The organism is Escherichia sp. UTM R2 (assembly GCF_048593455.1).
GTDB lineage: Bacteria > Pseudomonadota > Gammaproteobacteria > Enterobacterales > Enterobacteriaceae > Escherichia > Escherichia coli.
In genome coordinates, this window is record NZ_JBFWDY010000002.1 from 2875557 (window position 1) to 2899315 (window position 23759).

17 protein-coding genes are annotated in these 23759 nt (G+C 50.3%); 6 read left to right on the forward strand and 11 right to left on the reverse strand.

All coding sequences use genetic code 11. The features are described 5' to 3' along the window. Nucleotides 1-253: 253 nt before the first annotated feature. The 3 genes from focA to pflA all read left to right on the forward strand — a co-directional run bounded on the left by focA (nucleotide 254) and on the right by pflA (nucleotide 4380). Nucleotides 254-1111 carry a formate transporter FocA gene (focA, locus tag AB4H76_RS14780; protein WP_000642546.1) on the forward strand — a complete coding sequence of 286 codons (858 nt, stop codon included), beginning with the start codon at nucleotides 254-256 and terminating at the stop codon, nucleotides 1109-1111. Between the two features lie 54 nt (nucleotides 1112-1165). Beyond that, entirely contained in the window at nucleotides 1166-3448 is a 2283-nt protein-coding gene (gene pflB / locus AB4H76_RS14785; protein ID WP_001292822.1) for a formate C-acetyltransferase, read from the forward strand. A gap of 191 nt (nucleotides 3449-3639) precedes the next feature. Further along, complete coding sequence (pflA, locus tag AB4H76_RS14790; protein ID WP_000111043.1) at nucleotides 3640-4380, forward strand: pyruvate formate lyase 1-activating protein; 741 nt, start codon at nucleotides 3640-3642, stop codon at nucleotides 4378-4380. Between the two features lie 81 nt (nucleotides 4381-4461). On the opposite strand, the gene AB4H76_RS14795 is transcribed toward pflA, so the two are convergent. Further along, nucleotides 4462-5052 carry an NAD(P)H oxidoreductase gene (locus AB4H76_RS14795; RefSeq protein ID WP_001190363.1) on the reverse strand — a complete coding sequence of 197 codons (591 nt, stop codon included), beginning with the start codon at nucleotides 5050-5052 and terminating at the stop codon, nucleotides 4462-4464. Between the two features lie 99 nt (nucleotides 5053-5151). Between AB4H76_RS14795 and AB4H76_RS14800 the strand changes: the two genes are divergently transcribed. Beyond that, on the forward strand, nucleotides 5152-6060 hold the full coding sequence (locus AB4H76_RS14800; RefSeq protein ID WP_001242684.1) for a LysR family transcriptional regulator: 909 nt from the start codon (nucleotides 5152-5154) through the stop codon (nucleotides 6058-6060). Here the strand turns inward: AB4H76_RS14800 and AB4H76_RS14805 are convergent, their stop codons facing one another. Both AB4H76_RS14805 and AB4H76_RS14810 read right to left on the reverse strand, forming a co-directional pair. Further along, on the reverse strand, nucleotides 6061-7491 hold the full coding sequence (locus tag AB4H76_RS14805) for an APC family permease (RefSeq protein WP_077492896.1): 1431 nt from the start codon (nucleotides 7489-7491) through the stop codon (nucleotides 6061-6063). It abuts the gene before it with no gap. Between the two features lie 209 nt (nucleotides 7492-7700). Beyond that, entirely contained in the window at nucleotides 7701-8849 is a 1149-nt protein-coding gene (locus AB4H76_RS14810; RefSeq protein WP_000109259.1) for an MFS transporter, read from the reverse strand. A gap of 313 nt (nucleotides 8850-9162) precedes the next feature. On the opposite strand from AB4H76_RS14810, the gene ycaC reads away from it, so the two are divergent. Beyond that, on the forward strand, nucleotides 9163-9789 hold the full coding sequence (ycaC, locus tag AB4H76_RS14815) for an isochorismate family cysteine hydrolase YcaC (protein ID WP_000165879.1): 627 nt from the start codon (nucleotides 9163-9165) through the stop codon (nucleotides 9787-9789). A gap of 34 nt (nucleotides 9790-9823) precedes the next feature. Here the strand turns inward: ycaC and dmsC are convergent, their stop codons facing one another. The 8 genes from dmsC to lrp all read right to left on the reverse strand — a co-directional run bounded on the left by dmsC (nucleotide 9824) and on the right by lrp (nucleotide 22160). Next, nucleotides 9824-10687, reverse strand: a complete 864-nt coding sequence (dmsC, locus tag AB4H76_RS14820; RefSeq protein ID WP_000534637.1) for a dimethyl sulfoxide reductase anchor subunit DmsC — start codon at nucleotides 10685-10687, stop codon at nucleotides 9824-9826. 1 nt (nucleotide 10688) lies between these two features. Then, complete coding sequence (gene dmsB, locus AB4H76_RS14825; protein ID WP_000213098.1) at nucleotides 10689-11306, reverse strand: dimethylsulfoxide reductase iron-sulfur subunit DmsB; 618 nt, start codon at nucleotides 11304-11306, stop codon at nucleotides 10689-10691. 10 nt (nucleotides 11307-11316) lie between these two features. Continuing rightward, nucleotides 11317-13761, reverse strand: a complete 2445-nt coding sequence (dmsA, locus tag AB4H76_RS14830; RefSeq protein ID WP_000850306.1) for a dimethylsulfoxide reductase subunit A — start codon at nucleotides 13759-13761, stop codon at nucleotides 11317-11319. A 238-nt stretch (nucleotides 13762-13999) separates the two neighbouring features. Beyond that, nucleotides 14000-15292 (reverse strand): serine--tRNA ligase, encoded by a 1293-nt coding sequence (gene serS, locus AB4H76_RS14835; protein ID WP_000886683.1) that lies wholly within the window; start codon nucleotides 15290-15292, stop codon nucleotides 14000-14002. Between the two features lie 90 nt (nucleotides 15293-15382). Beyond that, entirely contained in the window at nucleotides 15383-16726 is a 1344-nt protein-coding gene (gene rarA, locus AB4H76_RS14840) for a replication-associated recombination protein RarA (RefSeq protein WP_000067755.1), read from the reverse strand. Between the two features lie 10 nt (nucleotides 16727-16736). Continuing rightward, on the reverse strand, nucleotides 16737-17348 hold the full coding sequence (lolA, locus tag AB4H76_RS14845; protein ID WP_001295343.1) for an outer membrane lipoprotein chaperone LolA: 612 nt from the start codon (nucleotides 17346-17348) through the stop codon (nucleotides 16737-16739). A gap of 154 nt (nucleotides 17349-17502) precedes the next feature. Further along, nucleotides 17503-21531, reverse strand: coding sequence for a DNA translocase FtsK (gene ftsK, locus AB4H76_RS14850; RefSeq protein ID WP_073544309.1), 4029 nt, complete (start codon nucleotides 21529-21531; stop codon nucleotides 17503-17505). 134 nt (nucleotides 21532-21665) lie between these two features. After that, on the reverse strand, nucleotides 21666-22160 hold the full coding sequence (gene lrp, locus AB4H76_RS14855) for a leucine-responsive transcriptional regulator Lrp (protein ID WP_000228473.1): 495 nt from the start codon (nucleotides 22158-22160) through the stop codon (nucleotides 21666-21668). Between the two features lie 544 nt (nucleotides 22161-22704). Between lrp and trxB the strand changes: the two genes are divergently transcribed. Continuing rightward, entirely contained in the window at nucleotides 22705-23670 is a 966-nt protein-coding gene (gene trxB / locus AB4H76_RS14860) for a thioredoxin-disulfide reductase (protein WP_000537418.1), read from the forward strand. Nucleotides 23671-23759 lie beyond the last annotated feature (89 nt).

The following is a 23759-nucleotide window of genomic DNA, read 5'->3' on the forward strand; positions in this document are numbered from 1 at the left end:
CGATATTGTTACTTTATTCGCCTGATGCTCCCTTTTAATTAACTGTTTTAGCGGAGGATGCGGAAAAAATTCAACTCATTTGTTAATTTTTAAAATTTATTTTTATTTGGATAATCAAGTATTTACTCCGTATTTGCATAAAAACCATGCGAGTTACGGGCCTATAAGCCAGGCGAGATATGATCTATATCAATTTCTCATCTATAATGCTTTGTTAGTATCTCGTCGCCGACTTAATAAAGAGAGAGTTAGTGTGAAAGCTGACAACCCTTTTGATCTTTTACTTCCTGCTGCAATGGCCAAAGTGGCCGAAGAGGCGGGTGTCTATAAAGCAACGAAACATCCGCTTAAGACTTTCTATCTGGCGATTACCGCCGGTGTTTTCATCTCAATCGCATTCGTCTTCTATATCACAGCAACCACTGGCACAGGCACAATGCCCTTCGGCATGGCAAAACTGGTTGGCGGCATTTGCTTCTCTCTGGGGCTGATTCTTTGTGTTGTCTGCGGAGCCGATCTCTTTACTTCCACCGTGTTGATTGTTGTTGCTAAGGCGAGTGGGCGCATCACCTGGGGTCAGTTGGCGAAAAACTGGCTAAATGTCTATTTTGGCAACCTAGTCGGCGCACTGCTGTTTGTACTTTTAATGTGGCTTTCCGGCGAGTATATGACCGCAAATGGTCAATGGGGACTAAACGTCCTACAAACCGCCGACCACAAAGTGCACCATACTTTTATTGAGGCCGTCTGTCTTGGTATCCTGGCAAACCTGATGGTATGTCTGGCAGTATGGATGAGTTATTCTGGCCGCAGCCTGATGGACAAAGCGTTCATTATGGTGCTGCCGGTCGCGATGTTTGTTGCCAGCGGTTTTGAGCACAGTATCGCAAACATGTTTATGATCCCGATGGGTATTGTAATCCGCGACTTCGCATCCCCGGAATTTTGGACCGCAGTCGGTTCTGCACCGGAAAATTTTTCTCACCTGACCGTGATGAATTTCATCACTGATAACCTGATTCCGGTTACGATCGGCAACATTATCGGTGGTGGTTTGTTGGTTGGGTTGACATACTGGGTCATTTACCTGCGTGAAAACGACCACCATTAATGGTTGTCGAAGTACGCAGTAAATAAAAAATCCACTTAAGAAGGTAGGTGTTACATGTCCGAGCTTAATGAAAAGTTAGCCACAGCCTGGGAAGGTTTTACCAAAGGTGACTGGCAGAATGAAGTAAACGTCCGTGACTTCATTCAGAAAAACTACACTCCGTACGAGGGTGACGAGTCCTTCCTGGCTGGCGCTACTGAAGCGACCACCACCCTGTGGGACAAAGTAATGGAAGGCGTTAAACTGGAAAACCGCACTCACGCGCCAGTTGACTTTGACACCGCTGTTGCTTCCACCATCACCTCTCACGACGCTGGCTACATCAACAAGCAGCTTGAGAAAATCGTTGGTCTGCAGACTGAAGCTCCGCTGAAACGTGCTCTTATCCCGTTCGGTGGTATCAAAATGATCGAAGGTTCCTGCAAAGCGTACAACCGCGAACTGGATCCGATGATCAAAAAAATCTTCACTGAATACCGTAAAACTCACAACCAGGGCGTGTTCGACGTTTACACTCCGGACATCCTGCGTTGCCGTAAATCTGGTGTTCTGACCGGTCTGCCAGATGCATATGGCCGTGGCCGTATCATCGGTGACTACCGTCGCGTTGCGCTGTACGGTATCGACTACCTGATGAAAGACAAACTGGCACAGTTCACTTCTCTGCAGGCTGATCTGGAAAACGGCGTAAACCTGGAACAGACTATCCGTCTGCGCGAAGAAATCGCTGAACAGCACCGCGCTCTGGGTCAGATGAAAGAAATGGCTGCGAAATACGGCTACGACATCTCTGGTCCGGCTACCAACGCTCAGGAAGCTATCCAGTGGACTTACTTCGGCTACCTGGCTGCTGTTAAGTCTCAGAACGGTGCTGCAATGTCCTTCGGTCGTACCTCAACCTTCTTGGATGTGTACATCGAACGTGACCTGAAAGCTGGCAAGATCACCGAACAAGAAGCGCAGGAAATGGTTGACCACCTGGTCATGAAACTGCGTATGGTTCGCTTCCTGCGTACTCCGGAATACGATGAACTGTTCTCTGGCGACCCGATCTGGGCAACCGAATCTATCGGTGGTATGGGCCTCGACGGTCGTACCCTGGTTACCAAAAACAGCTTCCGTTTCCTGAACACCCTGTACACCATGGGTCCGTCTCCGGAACCGAACATGACCATTCTGTGGTCTGAAAAACTGCCGCTGAACTTCAAGAAATTCGCCGCTAAAGTGTCCATCGACACCTCTTCTCTGCAGTATGAGAACGATGACCTGATGCGTCCGGACTTCAACAACGATGACTACGCTATTGCTTGCTGCGTAAGCCCGATGATCGTTGGTAAACAAATGCAGTTCTTCGGTGCGCGTGCAAACCTGGCGAAAACCATGCTGTACGCAATCAACGGCGGCGTTGACGAAAAACTGAAAATGCAGGTTGGTCCGAAGTCTGAACCGATCAAAGGCGATGTCCTGAACTATGATGAAGTGATGGAGCGCATGGATCACTTCATGGACTGGCTGGCTAAACAGTACATCACTGCACTGAACATCATCCACTACATGCACGACAAGTACAGCTACGAAGCCTCTCTGATGGCGCTGCACGACCGTGACGTTATCCGCACCATGGCGTGTGGTATCGCTGGTCTGTCCGTTGCTGCTGACTCCCTGTCTGCAATCAAATATGCGAAAGTTAAACCGATTCGTGACGAAGACGGTCTGGCTATCGACTTCGAAATCGAAGGCGAATACCCGCAGTTTGGTAACAATGATCCGCGTGTAGATGACCTGGCTGTTGACCTGGTAGAACGTTTCATGAAGAAAATTCAGAAACTGCACACCTACCGTGACGCTATCCCGACTCAGTCTGTTCTGACCATCACTTCTAACGTTGTGTATGGTAAGAAAACGGGTAACACCCCAGACGGTCGTCGTGCTGGCGCGCCGTTCGGACCGGGTGCTAACCCGATGCACGGTCGTGACCAGAAAGGTGCAGTAGCCTCTCTGACTTCCGTTGCTAAACTGCCGTTTGCTTACGCTAAAGATGGTATCTCCTACACCTTCTCTATCGTTCCGAACGCACTGGGTAAAGACGACGAAGTTCGTAAGACCAACCTGGCTGGTCTGATGGATGGTTACTTCCACCACGAAGCATCCATCGAAGGTGGTCAGCACCTGAACGTTAACGTGATGAACCGTGAAATGCTGCTCGACGCGATGGAAAACCCGGAAAAATATCCGCAGCTGACCATCCGTGTATCTGGCTACGCAGTACGTTTCAACTCGCTGACTAAAGAACAGCAGCAGGACGTTATTACTCGTACCTTCACTCAATCTATGTAATTAGATTTGACTGAAATCGTACAGTAAAAAGCGTACAATAAAGGCTCCACGAAAGTGGGGCCTTTTTTAGCGCGAGAGCCTTTTTTGTCAGCTATCTATACTTTAAGGTGACTGCCAAAACAGACTCGACGTAGCCTTCGAGCTGCGCACCAACACGGCCTCAGATGGGCCACATCTGGAGAAACACCGCAATGTCAGTTATTGGTCGCATTCACTCCTTTGAATCCTGTGGAACCGTAGACGGCCCGGGTATTCGCTTTATCACCTTTTTCCAGGGCTGCCTGATGCGCTGCCTGTATTGTCATAACCGCGACACCTGGGACACGCATGGCGGTAAAGAAGTTACCGTTGAAGATTTGATGAAGGAAGTGGTGACCTATCGCCACTTTATGAACGCTTCCGGCGGCGGCGTTACCGCATCCGGCGGTGAAGCAATCCTGCAAGCTGAGTTTGTTCGTGACTGGTTCCGCGCCTGCAAAAAAGAAGGCATTCATACCTGTCTGGACACCAACGGTTTTGTTCGTCGTTACGATCCGGTGATTGATGAACTGCTGGAAGTAACCGACCTGGTAATGCTCGATCTCAAACAGATGAACGACGAGATCCACCAAAATCTGGTTGGAGTTTCCAACCACCGCACGCTGGAGTTCGCTAAATATCTGGCGAACAAAAATGTGAAGGTGTGGATCCGCTACGTTGTTGTCCCAGGCTGGTCTGACGATGACGATTCAGCGCATCGCCTCGGTGAATTTACCCGTGATATGGGCAACGTTGAGAAAATCGAGCTTCTCCCCTACCACGAGCTGGGCAAACACAAATGGGTGGCAATGGGTGAAGAGTACAAACTCGACGGTGTTAAACCACCGAAGAAAGAGACCATGGAACGCGTGAAAGGCATTCTTGAGCAGTACGGTCATAAGGTAATGTTCTAATTTCCCCGTAAAGCGGCAACTTTATTGAGTTGCCGCTTTTTTATTCCGCGCTTCATTCTGCTACAGCGTTTTTAACACATCTTATAGTGCATCTACCATATCCCGTACCTGAGATAATAACGACTGATAATAGCTCGCGTGAAGTTCTTCCCCATCGAATACCACTGTATTACACAAGAAAGTGACATCGGCATCTTCAATACCAAGATAACTGCACATATTTTTTAAATAATCGCTTATATTTTTTTCCCAGCCCATCTGGACAAATGATTCTTTGTCTCCTCCAACCAGCGCCACCCAACGAACTTTATTGAATGGTAATTTGTGCCCATCTCCATAAGCCAGCCCATTATTCCATACTCTGTCAATATATCCTTTTAGCATTGCCGGGAAGCTGTACCACCAGAGAGGAAAAACCACCACTAACGTGTCATGTTCAAGCAGCTCTGAATAAAGCTGATGAACCTCTGGAGAATAACGTTTATCCATATTCTTCCAGTCTGGTTCATCTTCCGGCGTCATCACTGGGTTGAAATTACGCCGATATAAATCGAGTTCCGTCACCTGTATTTTCCGCTCCATTGCCCGCTGATGGATCGCATCAGCAATATGTGCGGTCAATGAATCATGACGAGGATGGGCCCATACCAAATAAATACGTTCAGACTGCATAATTTTACCTCCACGTTAAGTTCTGGAGCGCACTTTACGCAGGCGGCATAATCCTGTAAACGTGATGATTCAGGATGAGTTAATGAAGGATTTTCACTAATGCGGATGAATATGTCTGACTTTGCCACTTTCTTTGCCGTGGCCCGTAATCAAAGCTTTCGTGCAGCGGGCGATGAGTTAGGCTTATCCTCGTCCGCCATTAGCCATAGTATTAAAACACTGGAACAACGTCTTAAAATTCGCTTATTCAATCGGACAACCCGAAGCGTATCGTTAACGGAAGCGGGTTCTAATCTCTATGAACGATTGCGCCCAGCTTTCGACGAAATTCAGATCATGTTAGATGAGATGAATGATTTTCGTCTGACACCGACAGGAACGCTCAAAATCAATGCCGCCCGGGTAGCTGCACGTATATTTTTAATGTCTTTACTGGTTGGTTTCACACGTGAATATCCTGATATTAAAGTCGAGCTCACAACTGACGACTCTCTTGTCGATATCGTCCAACAGGGCTTTGACGCTGGCGTTCGACTTAGTTGCATCGTCGAAAAAGATATGATCAGCGTGGCGATCGGCCCGCCAGTGAAATTATGTGTAGCAGCAACGCCAGAGTACTTTGCAAGATATGGCAAACCCCGCCATCCTCATGATCTGCTTAATCATCAATGTGTTGTTTTTCGTTATCCCAGCGGCAAACCTTTCCACTGGCAATTTGCAAAGGAGCTGGAAATTGCTGTCGCAGGAAATATCATTCTGGATGATGTTGATGCTGAACTGGAGGCCGTTTTGATGGGTGCTGGTATCGGGTATCTGCTCTATGAACAGATCAAGGAGTACCTTGATACTGGTCGTTTAGAATGTGTACTGGAAGACTGGAGCACAGAGCGTCCAGGCTTCCAGATCTATTATCCAAACCGCCAGTATATGTCCTGCGGCTTGCGCGCATTTCTCGATTATGTAAAAACGGGTCAGATCTGCCAGAGTCAGCGTCACCGACCACAATAATTATTTACTATTCGCTTTACGCGCCAGCAGCGGGAATATCAGTCCTAATCCTACCAGCACAAACGGCGTTGCAACATTCAGCGCCAACTGGAAGGTCCACTCTGCAGTGAAGGCTTCCATTTTCGGGAAGATCCCCGTCAAACAGGCAAAGGCGGTAAAGGCAAAACACCAAATCCCGACGGTCATTGCCAGAGGCTTATTACGAATAAAGACATATTCTGGTTTATATTTCTGCGCCAAGCGAACGACTGCAATAAATGCAACAAATACCCATAAATAACGCAGCGGCATCACTACCGAATTAAGGTTCAACAGCCATTTATAGAGATTGTTCATATCACCAATGCCGAGAGTCGGCAGCATAATCAGAATCGCCACCAGTACCAGGGTCAGAAAATAGCCATTAACGGGCGTACCAGAAGCGTTGGTACGACATAAACTGGCTGGAATATATTTGCTGTCAGCATCACCTAATAGCACTTTAAGCGGGGCATCAATCGAGAATACCAGCGCCGCTACTTGTCCCAGGGTATTCGCAATGGCGTAAATCACCATTAAAGTATTACCCATGTTGTAATACTCGCCCAGCTTCTGAAAGGCGTAATACTGACCGTTGGTCATTAAGTCATCCGGGATATTACGCGAATCAAACATCATCCCCATCGCCAGCGAGCCCAGAATGGCACAAACCGCAACCATCACCGCCAGGCATAACATCCCTTTTGGAAATTCTTTTCCTGGGTTGCGCGTTTGATTAACGTAAGGAGAAATCTTCTCTGCTCCGCCAACCGCGAAAACCAGCATTGAAATAGTGGTAATGTAGGTAAAGTCGATATGAGGAATGAACGTTTCCCAGGTAATGTTTGTGGTCGCAATATGCACTTCAGTAATTGCAGGCGCGGTTACCGCCATCGCCACATACAGGAGCGACATAACAAACATAGCAATCCCTGCCACAGAACCGACGATTTTCAGCGATTTCATACCGCGTGAAGCAACCCACATAAAGAAGATAAACAGCACCAGCGTTAACCCCTGTAACGCTACGACTGAATATTCTTTGATTAGCGAACCGTCGCCTTTCATCGCCCAACCGAGCGCAATCAGAATTGCCTGGGGTTTTTGTGCCAGATAGGGAATATGCACCACCCAGTAGGTCCACGCGGCGAGAAAAGCCAGTCCGGGTCCCATCGTGTGTTTAATCCAGGTACTGACCCCGCCCTTCCCATCTTTGAAGGTCGAGCCTAACTGACCAACAATTAGCGCATAAGGTGTGAAATAGAGTGCAAAGATAAACACCCATGAAAAAACAACCACCAGCCCCTGGTTGGCATAGTTATTAACAACGTTGCCAAAACCCCAGACAGTGATAAAAGACATCAGCGCAATGTTGTACCATCGCAACTGTTTTTCCTGAACATTCCCAGCCATAGACAAATCCTTCGCCAAAATTAAAGGGGCATCTGTAAAACGAGGGATTATGCGCGGCAAATAAGAAGTGCGGAAATAGCGAAATGCAAAATTATAACCTGCTGCACATTTTATTTTTAAACGAATAAAATTTGGAATAAAGCAAGTCAGATAGAAGAAACAAAAAAGCAGAGTGTGAAACAGTAAGTTCACACTCTGCTTGAATTCATTTACACGTGAGCAACGGGTTTCGGCGTATGACCGGCGTTGCGCAGCAGCATCAGCAAATAGATAAACGATACGCTGGCGATCATGATAAACAATAAATTATCGGAGAAATTCTGCATTAGCATAGCGGTAAATGACGGGCCAAGCAGACTTCCCACAGTATAGCTCAACAGTAAGGCCTGGTTCATCGCCACCAGTTGATGATGTTCAACTTTCTCGCAAGCCCATGCCATCGCCACCGGATATAGCGTAAAGCCAGCGGCACCGAGGATGAATAACGCTGGGGCCATCGCCGCCTGGCTAAGCATCGCGATACTGCCGAGAATGACGACAAAGACCTGAACACGCAACACCAGCAGTCGACCAAACTTATCCGCCAGACGTCCAATCGGCCATTGTCCAAGGATACCCGCACTGACCAGTACCGCCATCCAGAAACCAATGCTGGCATTGCTCACCCCTTTGTGATTGAGGTACAGCGGCATCAGGCCATATAGAGATCCCAGAACGATTCCTGAGATAATGCAGCCATTCACGCCAAGCCGCGCCTGACGGAGTTTTAGCATTGACGTAATTGACGTCGAATCATGGTTTTCAGCCTGCTGATTCAGCACACGCGTAAACAACAGCGGTAAGATCCCTGCCAACGTCAAACCTGTAACCCACGGCAATACGGACATCAGCTCGGTTGAAACTTTGCTGACCAGTAACTGGCCTAAAAACGTTCCCACGTAATAAACCATCATATACGCAGCAAGCAAACGCCCACGGTTACGTGACGTCCCACTGCACATCAGCGCGCTCTCAACAACCACCCAAATCATGGCACAGCCGACGCCCGCGACAAAACGCCAAGCCAACCAGCTCCAGAATCCAATCATCAGGCCAAGGCCGGCACAGCCAGCGGCAAAAATGAAGGAGGCCAGATAATAGCTGCGGTTAAAGCCAATGCGCTTAATGACATACCCTGTCAGCAATGTACCGACAAGGTTGCCGGTAAAATAGGATGAGCTGACAACGCCTACCTGCCATGTGGACATGTGTTCCTGGGCGAGCCAAAGCGGCACGAGTGTATTTAACACCGCAATCGCCAGAGTCAACAAAAGCAGGCCAGACAGCAAAAGCATGACAGGCTGGGTATACGTGGACATGAATTAAAACCGTGAGGAAGTTCAAATTTCATGCGCATCATGCCACCGCCAAAAACATTGTCAATGGGTGAAAATACGCGATATCCCAGCGGCGGTATTATCGATTTATATTACTCATTCATAACGCTAATGCTGAAGAGATGATTAGTCTCATCTGATTGTTTTTATTGAACTAACACAAATTTCATACGCTTCGTTCAGTCGAAAAATTTCATGGTCACAGCAAACTCATATTTCCCGTCTATGCTTTCAGAGCAATGCATCGCGTCTGATCGATTTCAGACGTACCACTGACTCTCGAAAGGAGAAGAGGATGACCAAACCGTATGTTCGTCTTGATAAAAATGATGCTGCCGTTTTGCTTGTTGATCACCAGGCTGGTTTACTTTCCCTTGTACGGGATATCGAACCCGATAAGTTTAAAAATAACGTGCTGGCGCTGGGTGACCTGGCTAAGTATTTCAACTTACCAACTATTCTTACCACCAGTTTTGAAACCGGTCCTAACGGCCCATTAGTTCCAGAACTGAAAGCACAATTCCCCGATACACCTTACATTGCTCGCCCGGGAAATATTAACGCCTGGGATAACGAAGATTTTGTAAAAGCTGTCAAAGCGACAGGTAAAAAACAGTTAATTATTGCCGGTGTGGTAACCGAAGTTTGCGTGGCATTCCCGGCGCTTTCAGCCATTGAAGAAGGGTTTGACGTCTTTGTCGTGACTGACGCGTCAGGGACCTTTAATGAAATTACCCGGCATTCGGCATGGGATCGCTTGTCGCAAGCTGGTGCGCAATTGATGACATGGTTCGGCGTGGCGTGCGAGCTGCATCGCGACTGGCGTAATGATATTGAAGGACTGGCGACGTTGTTCTCTAACCACATTCCTGATTATCGTAATTTGATGACCAGTTATGACACGTTAACGAAGCAGAAATAAAAGAGAACCGGGGCCGAAACCCCGGTTGTTATGATTAGCTTGCGACGGCCATCCCCACGGTCATATGCAAACCATAGAATACGCCGCGACCGATTAATTCCCCTGCCAGAAGCAGAATGAATGATACAGAAAGTAGCGGAACCGCAGGCTGATAACCTTTTAGCTGTGGTGCAATCCACAAGCACAGGGCAACGGCCAAAAGCACGATCCGCCAGGACATCAGCGCACCATAGTCCGGCACCAGCGCTGCGGCCTGCTGCACAGAACTATGAATAGTCGCCAGCTCTGCGCCCTGCATCACTGACACCACGCCACTCACTACCAGTGCCAGTACAGAAATTGCTGGCAGCAGACGCATCGCCCAGCCATCGACGCCAGCCAGACTCAACAACAGGTAACCCAGTAACGGGCCGCCCATAAACATCGTCAGGAAGAAGCCCATCGGCGTCCAGATGCTGTACCAGGTCGGAACGGTATCAATACTGTTATACACACGCACCATCATCCAGACAAAGATGACGCCAAGAACCATCGTCACTATCAGCCACAGCGTACGCAATGCCGGTGACAGCTTTTTCAGCATTGCCAGCAACCAGCCGATGCCGCCTACGGCAAAAAAGATCGAACCGCTGGCGATTTCGTTACTGAGTGCTGAAGCCCCTACCCGGTTGAGCGAGTTAAAAGCGCGCATTGGTGAACCAAGATGGAGCATAGAGGCGATAAAGCCAATGCCCATCAGCACCCATAAACCAAACATGCAGGCGATAACACGCTGCTGGGCTTCTGCTCGCAGGTCGCCTTTGAGCAGCGCCAAAGCCAGAACGATAAAACCACCTGCTACACATTGCCCGAAGACCGTGAAGATCATCAGCGGCCATTCATGCCATCCACTTCCCATCTCACACCTCCTTCGGGTTTGCCAGATAGCCAGTGGTATCCCCGGTCGGGCGGCTATTGGCATTGGGTTTGATCACAATATTCGGTTTGGTAAAGTGAGCTCGCGGCAACGGCGCAACGGCCGCCAGATCGCCATGTTTTTTACGCAGCTCGTCGATAGGGCCGAAATCCAGCGCCCGCAGCGGACAAGATTCAACACAGATCGGCTTTTTACCCTCCGCAACACGGTCATAACAACCATCGCATTTGGTCATATGGCCTTTCGTTTCGTTATATTGCGGTGCGCCATACGGGCAAGCCATATGGCAGTAGCGGCAGCCAATGCACACATCTTCATCGACCACAACAAAACCATCTTCACGTTTATGCATCGCACCGCTCGGGCAGACTTTAGTACAAGCCGGATCTTCGCAGTGGTTACATGAAATCGACAGATAGTAGGCAAACACGTTCTGGTGCCAGACACCGTTATCTTCCTGCCAGTCGCCGCCAGCATATTCATAAATGCGGCGGAAGCTGACTTCTGGCGTCAAATCTTTGTAGTCTTTACAGGCCAGCTCGCAGGTTTTGCAACCGGTGCAACGGCTGGAATCAATAAAAAATCCATACTGGGTTGTCATCGGTTACTCCTTACACCTTTTCAACCTGAACAAGGTTTGTATGTGACGGATTCCCCTTAGCGAGAGGAGACGGACGTTGAGTGGTCAGTACGTTGATACAACCGCCCTTATCGACACGTTTTGTATCCGGGTCATACCAGGCACCTTCACCCAGTGCGACCACACCCGGCATCATTCGTGGCGTCACTTTCGCCTCAATATGAACCTCACCACGATCGTTAAAGATCCTGACTTTATCGCCGTTGTTGATACCGCGTTTTTGCGCATCAAGCGGGTTGATCCACATTTCCTGACGGCAAGCTGCTTTCAGCACATCAACGTTGCCGTAAGTTGAGTGAACGCGAGATTTATAGTGGAAACCCGTAAGCTGCAGCGGATACTGTTTGTTCAACGGATCCTGATAACTTTCAAAGCCCGGCGTGTAGATCGGCAGTGGATCGATTACATCGCCTTCTGGCAATTCCCAGGTAGCGGCAATGTCAGCCAGCGCCTGCGAATAAATCTCAATTTTGCCCGATGGCGTGGTCAGTGGATTTGCCTGAGGATCTTCACGGAAAGCTTTATAAGCAACGTGGTGCCCTTGTGGGTCGCGCTTTTTAAAGATCCCCTGCTTGCGGAACTCTTCAAACGTTGGCAGTTCAGGAATCGCTTCCCGCGACTGGGCATACAGATGCCGCATCCACTCTTCCTGTGTACGGCCTTCAGTAAACTGTTGCTCAACGCCAAGACGTTTTGCCAGTTCGCTGGTCATTTCATAGATGGTCTTACATTCAAAGCGCGGTTTAATCACCTGATCGTTGAAAATCACGTAAGACATATTCCCGCAGGATGCATCCAGTGCAAAGTCCATCTGTTCGGAAGCGGTGCAGTCAGGCAGCAGGATGTCAGCATATTTCGCCGATGAGGTCATGTGGCAGTCGATAACCACAATCAGCTCGCACTTCTTATCATCCTGAAGGATTTCATGGGTACGGTTGATTTCAGAATGCTGGTTAATCAGGCAGTTACCGGCATAGTTCCAGATCATTTTGATCGGCACATCCAGCTTATCTTTCCCGCGTACACCATCACGCAGCGCTGTCATTTCCGGGCCACGTTCAATGGCATCGGTCCACATAAACATCGAAATGCTGGTCTGGATCGGGTTTTCCAAGGTCGGCATACGGACAAACGGTAAGCTGTATGAACCTTCACGCGCGCCGCTGTTGCCTCCGTTAATACCAACGTTACCGGTCAGAATCGCCAGCATCGAGATAGCACGGGTTGCGATTTCACCGTTAGCGTGACGCTGCGGGCCCCATCCCTGGCTGATAAACGCCGGTTTGGTACTGCCGATTTCACGAGCCAGTTTGATGATTTTGTCTGCCGGAACACCGGTGATTTGTGAGGCCCATTCCGGTGTTTTAGCCACGCCATCTGGCCCTTCACCCAGAATATAAGCTTTATAGTGGCCATTTTTCGGCGCACTGGCTGGCAGGGTTTTCTCATCGTAGCCAACGCAATATTTATCGAGGAATGCCTGATCCACCAGGTTTTCAGTGATCATGACGTACGCCAGACCGTTAACCAGTGCGGCATCTGTTCCCGGACGAATAGGGATCCACTCATCTTCGCGCCCGGCACCGGTGTCGGTATAGCGCGGATCGATGATGATCATGCGGGCATTAGATTTCTGGCGTGCCTGTTCAAGATAGTAAGTCACCCCACCGCCACTCATTCGCGTTTCGCCAGGGTTATTACCAAACAGCACTACCAGCTTACTGTTTTCGATATCCGACGGGCTGTTGCCATCTGCCCAGCCGCCGTAGGTATAGTTCAAACCTTCCGCAATTTGCGCGGAGGAGTAGTCGCCGTAATGGTTCAGATAGCCGCCGCAGCAGTTCATCAGCCGCGCGACCAGGGTATTTCCCGGCGGCCAGGAGCGGGTCATGGTGCCGCCCAGCGTACCGGTGCCATAGTTCAGATAGATAGACTCGTTGCCGTACTCTTTGATCAGGCGCTGCATATTGGTCGCGATGATGTCGTAGGCTTCTTCCCAGCTAATGCGCTCGAATTTGCCTTCACCGCGCGCCCCGACTCGTTTCATCGGATATTTCAGGCGGTCCGGATTGTAGACACGGCGACGCATGGAACGCCCACGCAGGCAGGCGCGAACCTGGTGCAGGCCGTCGTAATTGTCATCGCCGGTATTGTCCGTTTCGACATATTTGATTTCACCGTCCACGACGTGCATACGTAGCGGGCAGCGACTACCACAGTTAACTGTACAGGCGCTCCAGATAACCTTTTCGTCTGATTTTGTTGGAATGGCGCTATCGACAGCGTGCGCAATCCGACTAAAAGGTAATGTTAATGCGCTGCTGGCCATTGCCAGGCCGCCGATCGCTGTCGTTTTTACCAAACCACGGCGACTCACCTCAGCAGCCAATACCGCATCAGGGATTTTCGTTTTCATAATGGCTCACTCAAGCTTGCTCACGATTGATTCCAGTAACAAACCGTATTGTGTAATTATTTCTATAGCAGTTCGCTATATAGGCTTGTATACATCGAATAATTTGAAAATCAAAGAGATAGGTAGATTTTCACTCGAAAGTAGTATTACGTGTAAGTGAGGAGTAATTATTGTTCGGTATCAAAGGGAGACAAAAAAAGCGCCCGCAGGCGCTTTTTAGATTCAGAAAAATTGGGTATTAGCCAATATATTCCAGTCCGTTCATATACGGACGCAGAACTTCTGGTACTTCAATACGACCATCAGCCTGCTGATAGTTTTCCATTACTGCAACCAGCGTACGACCAACAGCCAGACCAGAACCGTTCAGGGTATGAACCAGACGGGTTTTCTTGTCCGACTTGCTGCGGCAACGTGCCTGCATACGACGTGCCTGGAAATCCCAAACGTTGGAGCAGGAAGAGATCTCACGGTAGGTGTTCTGTGCCGGGATCCATACTTCCAGGTCGTAAGTTTTGCAAGCGCCAAAGCCCATGTCGCCAGTGCAAAGGATGATTTTACGGTACGGCAGGCCCAGCAACTGCAGGACTTTTTCTGCATGACCAGTCATCTCTTCCAGCGCCGCCATTGAGTCTTCCGGGCGCACGATCTGCACCATTTCAACTTTGTCGAACTGGTGCATACGGATCAGACCACGGGTGTCACGACCATATGAACCGGCTTCAGAACGGAAGCATGGGGTGTGGGCGGTCATCTTAATTGGCAGATCATCTTCATCGATGATTTCACCGCGCACCAGGTTAGTCAGCGGAACTTCTGCCGTTGGGATCAGCGCATAGTTACTGGTGTCTGCTTCTTCTTCCAGCGGACGAGTATGGAACAGATCGCCAGCAAATTTCGGCAGTTGACCCGTACCGTACAGCGTGTCCTGGTTAACCAGGTACGGAACATAGTTCTCACTGTAGCCATGCTGTTCGGTATGCAGATCCAGCATAAACTGCGACAGTGCGCGGTGCATGCGAGCAATCTGCCCTTTCATTACCACAAAGCGGGAACCAGTCAGCTTAACTGCAGCTGCAAAGTCGAGGCCAGAGTGCATTTCACCCAGCGTCACGTGGTCACGAACTTCAAAGTCAAACTCACGCGGGGTACCCCAGCGGCTGACTTCAACGTTGTCATTTTCGTCTTTACCTACCGGCACTTCATCTGCAGGCAGGTTAGGGATGGTCAGCGCGATATCGCGAATTTCAGCCTGTAAAGCATCCAGCTCGGCTTTTGCTGCATCCAGCTCTTCGCCCAGTTTGTTCACTTCCAGACGTAAAGGCTCGATATCTTCCCCGCGCGCTTTCGCCTGGCCAATGGATTTCGATCGGGAGTTACGCTCCGCTTGCAGGTTTTCCGTTTTGACCTGCAATACTTTACGACGCTCTTCAAGAGCGCCCAGCTTATCTACATCCAGCTTAAAGCCCCGGCGTGCCAGTTTTTCAGCGACTGCGTCTGGCTCATTACGCAGCAGATTGGGATCGAGCATGCTTATCCTGTGCTTATCGAATTAAATGGGAGATGTGGCCACAGCCTGCGACCACAGGGATACAGTAACAACATTACCGCAACGATAACATTAACGGTAGCGTTTTATGGGGCTATTTTGATCCTGTTCAGCCAGCCAGGCGAGCTTTTCACCAATCTTGCCTTCAAGGCCCCTGTTTGTCGGGAAATAATAGCGTGTTTGTGCTATTTCCGGCGGGAAGTAAACCTCACCGGCAGCATAAGCGTTTGCTTCATCATGAGCGTAACGATATTCCTGCCCGTAGCCCATTTCCTTCATTAATTTCGTCGGCGCATTACGCAAATGAACCGGCACGTCATAATCCGGGCGTTCGCGAGCATCGGCCAGCGCGGCTTTAAACGCAGTGTAGACAGCGTTGCTTTTTGGCGCGCAGGCCAGGTAAACAATCGCCTGAGCAATGGCGCGTTCACCTTCCGCCGGGCCAACGCGAGTAAAGCAATCCCAGGCCGCAATTGCCACCTGCATCGCCCGTGGATCGGCATTACCGACGTCTTCAGACGCAATCGCCAGACAGCGACGCGCGACATATAACGGATCGCCACCAGCGGTAATAATTCGCGCATACCAGTACAGCGCCGCATCGGGTGCGCTACCACGTACCGACTTATGCAGTGCGGAAATCAGATCGTAAAAGCGATCGCCTTTGTTATCAAAGCGGGCGCTACGTTCACCGGCGATTTCGGTCAGTAATTCAGGCTTCAGGACCCGCTTACCGCTATCATCGACTTCGGCCATATCCGCCATCATTTCCAGCGTATTTAACGCCCGGCGCGCGTCGCCATTCACCAGTTCAGCAATGGCGCGTCGTGTTTCATCTGGCAGAACAATATCCTGACCACCATAGCCACGGGTTTTGTCTTCCATCGCCTGAGTTAGTACTTGCTCAATATCCTCTGTACTCAGGGATTTCAACAGATAGACACGGGCACGGGAAAGCAGTGCCGAATTAAGCTCAAACGACGGGTTTTCAGTGGTTGCGCCAATAAAAGTGATGGTGCCGTCTTCAATATGTGGCAGAAATGCATCCTGCTGGCTTTTGTTGAAACGGTGAACTTCGTCAACAAAAAGAATAGTGCGGCGACCTGCATTGCGGTTTTGCCGGGCGCGCTCGATCGCCTCGCGAATCTCTTTCACGCCAGAGGTGACGGCAGAAATACGTTCCACATCAGCGTTCGCATAGCGGGCAATCACTTCAGCGAGAGTTGTTTTGCCGGTACCCGGCGGCCCCCAGAGGATCATAGAATGTAAATGCCCGGCTTCGATAGCGCGCGGCAACGGCTTCCCCGCAGCCAGCAAATGTTGCTGGCCGATATACTGTGCTAAATTTTCTGGCCGCATACGCGCGGCCAGAGGTTGAAAAGTATTATCCGAAAAATCGAGCGACAGATTGCTCACTCAGGTGCCTCTACTTACGTTGATCATCTACCGTGACGCCTTGCGGCGGGGTGAAGGTAAATTTCGCTGCATCCACAGCCCCATTTTGCTGGGATTTCAGTTGATAACTGCTGCGCTGATCGTCCTGCTCCACCGCGCTAAACTGATGGATTGTGCCATCACGTCCCACGTTAATGGTGAACTGCTTCAGATTGCCATTGCTGGCTTTCGGCGTCAGGACAAAGTCATCGCCATTCTGTTTGATATTGTACTGCTGCCAGTCGCTGGACTGGTTGCGGGCAATCAGCATAAACGGCGTATTACCGGTGGCATCTTTCAGCCAGGTTGCCGTAGCTTGCTCAACGAACGGGTTATAGAACCACAGTGTTTTACCGTCAGAAACCAGAATGCTTTCATCAGGTTGTGTCATATGCCAGTTGAATAAGTTTGGACGTTTCACCCACAGATCGCCCTGACCTTCCTGCACCGCCGCGCCGCTACCGTCAGTCACTTTTTGTGTGAAACTGGCGTGGAAGCTGCTGACTTTATCCAGGCGGCTTTTCAGATCGCTTGCGGCATCAGCCCAAACGCTGCTTGCTACTAAGCTTGAGAGTAATGCACAGGTGATGGCAATTTTTTTCATCATTATTCCTCAAATTACGTCACTCCCGATCGGGAGTTCCCTCTACTCTCTATTCCAGGCTAATAATCAGCTTGAGGAAAGAAGAAAATACTGAATTTTCAGTTGATAGAGTGCCGGATGCGACGCTACCGCGCCTTATCCGGCAATGCATTAATTAGTCAAACGGCGGTGGGGCCAGCACTTCACGATTACCGTTGTGCCCCTGTTCGCTGACAATCCCCTGCGCTTCCATCTGTTCGATAATACGCGCTGCACGGTTATAACCAATGCGGAACTGACGCTGTACGCCAGAAATTGACGCTTTGCGTTTTTCAGTGACAAACTGCACCGCCTGATCGAACAACGGATCCAGTTCTTCAGCGCCATCGAAACCACCCGCACCACCTTCGCTTTCGCTGTCGGAGGTGATGCCATCAACATACTGTGGGCGACCACGCGCTTTCCAGTCCTGCACCACGGCATGAACTTCCTGATCGCGAACAAAAGCACCATGGACACGTACCGGCAACGTGGAGTTCGGCCCAGAGTAGAGCATATCCCCCATACCCAGCAGTGATTCCGCGCCAGCCTGATCAAGAATGGTACGTGAGTCAATCTTACTGGATACGGTAAAGGCGATACGGGTCGGAATATTCGCTTTAATCAGACCAGTAATAACATCAACCGATGGACGCTGAGTTGCCAGTACGAGGTGGATACCCGCGGCACGAGCTTTTTGCGCCAGACGAGCTATCAGCTCTTCCACTTTTTTACCTACCGTCATCATCAGGTCGGCAAATTCGTCAACCAACACCACAATGTATGGTTCTTTTTTCAGCACCGGATGCTGGGCATCCATACTGTCACCCGGCTTCCAGTACGGGTCTGGAATCGGACGCATCATGCGATCGGCTTCAGCAATTTTTTCGTTATAACCCGCCAGATTACGCACACCCAGCGCAGACATCAGTTTATACCGACGCTCCATCTCGTTAACACACCAGCGCAGCGCGTTGGCGGCATCTTTCATATCAGTAACGACTTCCGTTAACAGATGCGGAATGCCTTCATAAACCGAAAGCTCCAGCATTTTCGGGTCGATCATGATGAAACGCACATCTTCTGGCTGTGCTTTATAAAGCATGCTCAGGATCATCGCGTTCACACCGACAGATTTACCGGAACCGGTAGTCCCCGCAACCAACAAGTGCGGCATTTTCGCCAGATCGGCAACCACCGGCTCACCGGCGATATCTTTACCCAGCACCACGGTTAATGGCGACGGATTATCGCGGAATTTGGCGTTATCCAAAACTTCGCGCAGATAAACGGTTTGTCGTTTTTTATTCGGTAACTCCAGACCTACATAGGGTTTGCCAGGAATAACTTCAACGACACGCACCGCCACCGTCGAAAGTGAACGGGCAAGGTCCCGTGACAAGTTAGAAATGCGCGCCGCTTTTACGCCCGGTGCCAGGTTCAATTCAAAGCGAGTGATAACCGGCCCCGGAGAGTAATTGACGACATCGGCTTTAATACGGAAATCAGCCAGACGCGCTTCCACCAGGCGAGCCATTTGTTCAAGCGCAAAGGTATCTACCGGCTCCACTTCGCTCGGCGGCGGTGTCAGCAAATCCAGAGAAGGCAGCGGCGTCGTCGGTTTATGCAACGGACGGCTGTCGCCATTACGCATCAACAGCGGATGAAGCAGGGTATCCTGCGGTTGTGGCGCAACTGGCTGTTGTGGCTGCTGATACTGCGGCTGCGGCGCAACCGGTTGTTGCGGCTGCTGATATTGCTGCTGTGGCGCAACCGGTTGTTGCGGCTGCTGATATTGTGGCTGCGGCGCAACCGGCTGTTGTGGCTGCTGATACTGCGGCTGCGGCGGAACTGGTTGTTGCGGCTGCTGATATTGCTGCTGCGGTGCAACCGGTTGTTGCGGCTGCTGTACAGGTTCAACAATTGGCGTAAACAACGGTTCGTGTGGACCATCATCCAGCAACGCTTTCATTGGCGAAAATTCAAAATCATCCAGCGAGAACGGATTCGCCCCAGCCGGTTGTTCGCCGGAATAACGTTGTTGTTGAGTTTGCGCAAACTGACGAGCCAGTTCAGCCTCTGCCGCAGCATCTGCATCTTCTGCGTTTACGGGCACATCATGTTGATACTGTTCGCCATAGCGTTGCTGCTGTGTCTGGGCGAACTGACGTGCCAGTTCATCCTGCTGCATCGCATCGATTTCATCATCGTTGTACTGATCGCCAGAATCGTACTGATTGCGCTGGGCTTCACGGGCTTTTTCTTCCGCCGCACGCTGTGAGGGCAGCTTAATACCGTAAGACGCCAGTTCACGACGAGTTGGCACGCGGATACGTTTCGGTCGTGGCAACTGCGGACCAATCCCCTCTTTGACCTGAGGACGCGGTCCACCGCTATTTGCCAGACTGAAGACTGGCGCGGCAACGGTTGCGGCAGCCCCCGTCGCCAGTGTCGCTTTTTTCACGCCAGATGCCAGCGGGGAAACAGCGGCAGCGGCTTCTACTGGAGGTACTGCTGCAACAGAAGGTGCTTTCAGCGAAGATTTGATCGGTTCTGGTTCTTTAACCGGTTCTGGAATCGGTTGATACCAGGCCGCAAGTTGTTCACGTTCACGGGCTCGCTTCTCTTCCACTTCTTCAAAATAGTAAAGCGGCGGACGCGCGGGTTTTGTCTCTTCTACAACGGGTTCAGGCTCCACAACAGGCTGCTGTTCAACGGATTGCGGCTGTTGGTACAACGGCTCCTGAGCGGCTGGTTGCTGATAAGTTTGCTCAGTCTGGTATGTAGACTGTGGAGCAAAAGTGGATTGCTGCTCTTCGGCTTGCCAGGCGTTACCTGCCACCGGTTGTTCTGGCGCAGGGGCGTAATACGGTTGCTGAACAGGTTGTTCCGCCGCAGGAGCGTAGTAAGGTTGTTGCGCAGGTTGTTCAGCTGCAGGTGCATAATACGGCTGCTGCGGCTGTACTGGTTGTTGCAGCGGCTCATTATATTGCACTGCAGGCTGCGCATATTGTGACTGCTGTGGGTAACCTTCCGGTGCAGGAGCAATAACCGGCTCTCCCGTTTGTGGACCCGGTACAGGCTGCCAGGCTACTGTAGGTTGCGAAGGTGGAACATCAACAGAGGCAACAGGCGGCGTCTGAGTCACAGGTTCAACCGGCGCAGCCCAGCTTTGTGTCGCCGTGGTAGCAGCAGCTGCCACAGCGACAGGTTCGGTAATTGGCGCACCGTTTAATAATGGATCGTATTCGTCATATTCTGGCTGCGTTGCACGATTGCCCGAAAATAGGACGTCGTCCGGGTCGGCAGCCACACCGCGTGCAGTGTAGGTAATCTCTTCGTCATCATCCATCCGCTTACCGGAGAACAACGCAGCGTCTGTTTGCCGCCCCATCGGATTAATGAATTTTTCCGCCAACCGTTTACGACGCGCTAGCGCGCCGCGAAGAATACGGGCACGGCGTGATTCATGCTGTTTGCCGTGGTTTTCATCTTCATACTCTTCGTCATCTTCATATTCATCTTCATCGACCCAGGTATCATCGCGACGGGTACGATTACTAGCGAAGGTGAGAATGTTTAAAATCCAGCCGCCGAGTTTTTCAGCAATGGTCACCCATGACCAACCGGTGAACAGCGTCAGGCCCGCAGCCCAAACGCAGAGCAGCGCAATAGTTCCCCCGCTACTGTGTAGCAGTGGTTGTAGCGTAGTGCTTAGTAAGCTGCCAATGACGCCACCGGAGGCAAAATACCAGATATCGTCAGCGTTGATTGCCGCCAGACCACAGGAGGTAAGGATGAGCGCCAAAACGCCAATGATGCGTAGCGAAACGGCAAAATAATCAATGTATTCGTCACTGGACTGATGACGCCAGGCAAACCAACAACCGCCGACAATAATGACGGGAATGGTGTAAGCCATCACGCCAAAAATAAAGAACAGCGTATCTGCCAGCCACGCACCGGGCATCCCACCTAAATTATGGATAGGTTCATGCCAGGCCGTTTGCGACCAGCTGGGGTCCGAAGGGTTAAAGCTTAGTAAGGCAGCCATCAACCAGACGGCAAACAGGACAATAAGGATCAGCAACGCTTCCAGAAGGCGACGGCCGCTACTTAACTTTGTCAATGTGACTTCTTTGTCTTCAGTGTATTCCTGGCTCAAGAAAGGCTCTCCAGGTTACAGGCTTTTCCTGCCCGATGCTAAAACGGACAACAGTACCAGGTTACCCCAGTACTGTTGCTGTATGGATTAACAGGAGTGTAATCAAAATACGCCGATTTTGCACCTGTTCCGTGTTAGCGCGTCTTAATAACCAGACGATTACTCTGCTTGACTTCTTCCATAACAACGTATGTCCGTGTGTCATTGACGCCAGGCAGACGCAGCAGGGTTTCCCCCAGCAACTTACGGTAAGCTGACATATCCGGCACGCGTGTTTTCAACAGGTAGTCGAAATCACCAGATACTAAATGACACTCCTGAATTTCTTCAAGTTTTTGTACAGCGGTATTGAATTGTTCAAACACATCCGGTGCGCCACGATTCAGAGTAATCTCAACGAATACCAGAAGTGATGCATCCAGATAATGGGGGTTAAGCAGCGCCGTATAGCCCTGAATAAACCCTTGTCTTTCCAGCCGACGCACACGCTCAAGGCACGGCGTTGGGGAAAGTCCCACACGTTTAGAAAGCTCGACGTTAGAAATACGCCCATCCTTTTGCAACTCATTAAGAATGTTACGATCGATACGGTCGAGATCTTTGCCAGGGCGCTTCTTGCTATCTACCATTATTATTGTCTCTCTGTATTCCTTCCCTACTCCTGTCTGACCCTGAAACATCACTGTTCAGAGTCGCTACCCGTCACGATAGACCGAAATCATGAAGATTCACGGCGCGCAATGCCTGGGTCTACGGTGAGAAGACCGTTGCCTTGTGGCAGCTATCGACATCACGAATGGCGTCTGTCCACGCCATACGTAGATTTCACTAGCACGGTAAACATGGTATTTACATGCATGGTTATGCGCATATAAGAATACTGTTTTTTTTCTTCCTCGAATGTTTTCGCAAAACACCAGGGGATTGTCAAAGCAAAACATCGATTTTTAGTACAACATGCCAGATATTCATTAACAGGGGCGTTTATTCATCATTTAATCGGCTTATAAAGCGGGAAATTTAAGTAGCAGAGGTGATAATGACGGGAGAATTTGACCTGCTTATCGATGCTGCCGATTGCACAAATTGTTAACAAAATCGTCATACTCTTTTTTTACGTCTGTAAATTCCCTACAATCCTGCCCATTGTCTGCCAACAACTATGGGGATCTCATGGGCACGACCAAACACAGTAAACTGCTTATCCTGGGTTCAGGCCCGGCGGGATACACCGCTGCTGTCTACGCGGCGCGCGCCAACCTGCAACCTGTGCTGATTACCGGCATGGAAAAAGGCGGCCAACTGACCACCACCACGGAAGTGGAAAACTGGCCTGGCGATCCAAACGATCTGACCGGTCCGTTATTAATGGAGCGCATGCACGAACATGCCACCAAGTTTGAAACTGAGATCATTTTTGATCATATCAACAAGGTGGATCTGCAAAACCGTCCGTTCCGTCTGAATGGCGATAACGGCGAATACACTTGCGACGCGCTGATTATTGCCACCGGAGCTTCTGCACGCTATCTCGGCCTGCCCTCTGAAGAAGCCTTTAAAGGCCGTGGGGTTTCTGCTTGTGCAACCTGCGACGGTTTCTTCTATCGCAACCAGAAAGTTGCGGTCATCGGCGGCGGCAATACCGCGGTTGAAGAGGCGCTGTATCTGTCTAACATCGCTTCGGAAGTGCATCTGATTCACCGCCGTGACGGTTTCCGCGCGGAAAAAATCCTTATTAAGCGTCTGATGGATAAAGTGGAGAACGGCAACATCATTCTGCACACCAACCGTACGCTGGAAGAAGTGACCGGCGATCAAATGGGTGTCACTGGCGTTCGTCTGCGCGATACGCAAAACAGCGATAACATCGAGTCACTCGACGTTGCCGGTCTGTTTGTTGCTATCGGTCACAGCCCGAATACTGCCATTTTCGAAGGGCAGCTGGAACTGGAAAACGGCTACATCAAAGTGCAGTCGGGTATTCATGGTAATGCCACCCAGACCAGCATTCCTGGCGTCTTTGCCGCAGGCGACGTGATGGATCACATTTATCGCCAGGCCATTACATCTGCTGGTACAGGCTGCATGGCAGCACTTGATGCGGAACGCTACCTCGATGGTTTAGCTGACGCAAAATAATTTTACAAATCAGTAACAAAAGTAAAGAAGGCGACACCATGCGACTATGGGTCGCCTTTATTTTTTCCCCGTTGTAACATTGCTCTGCA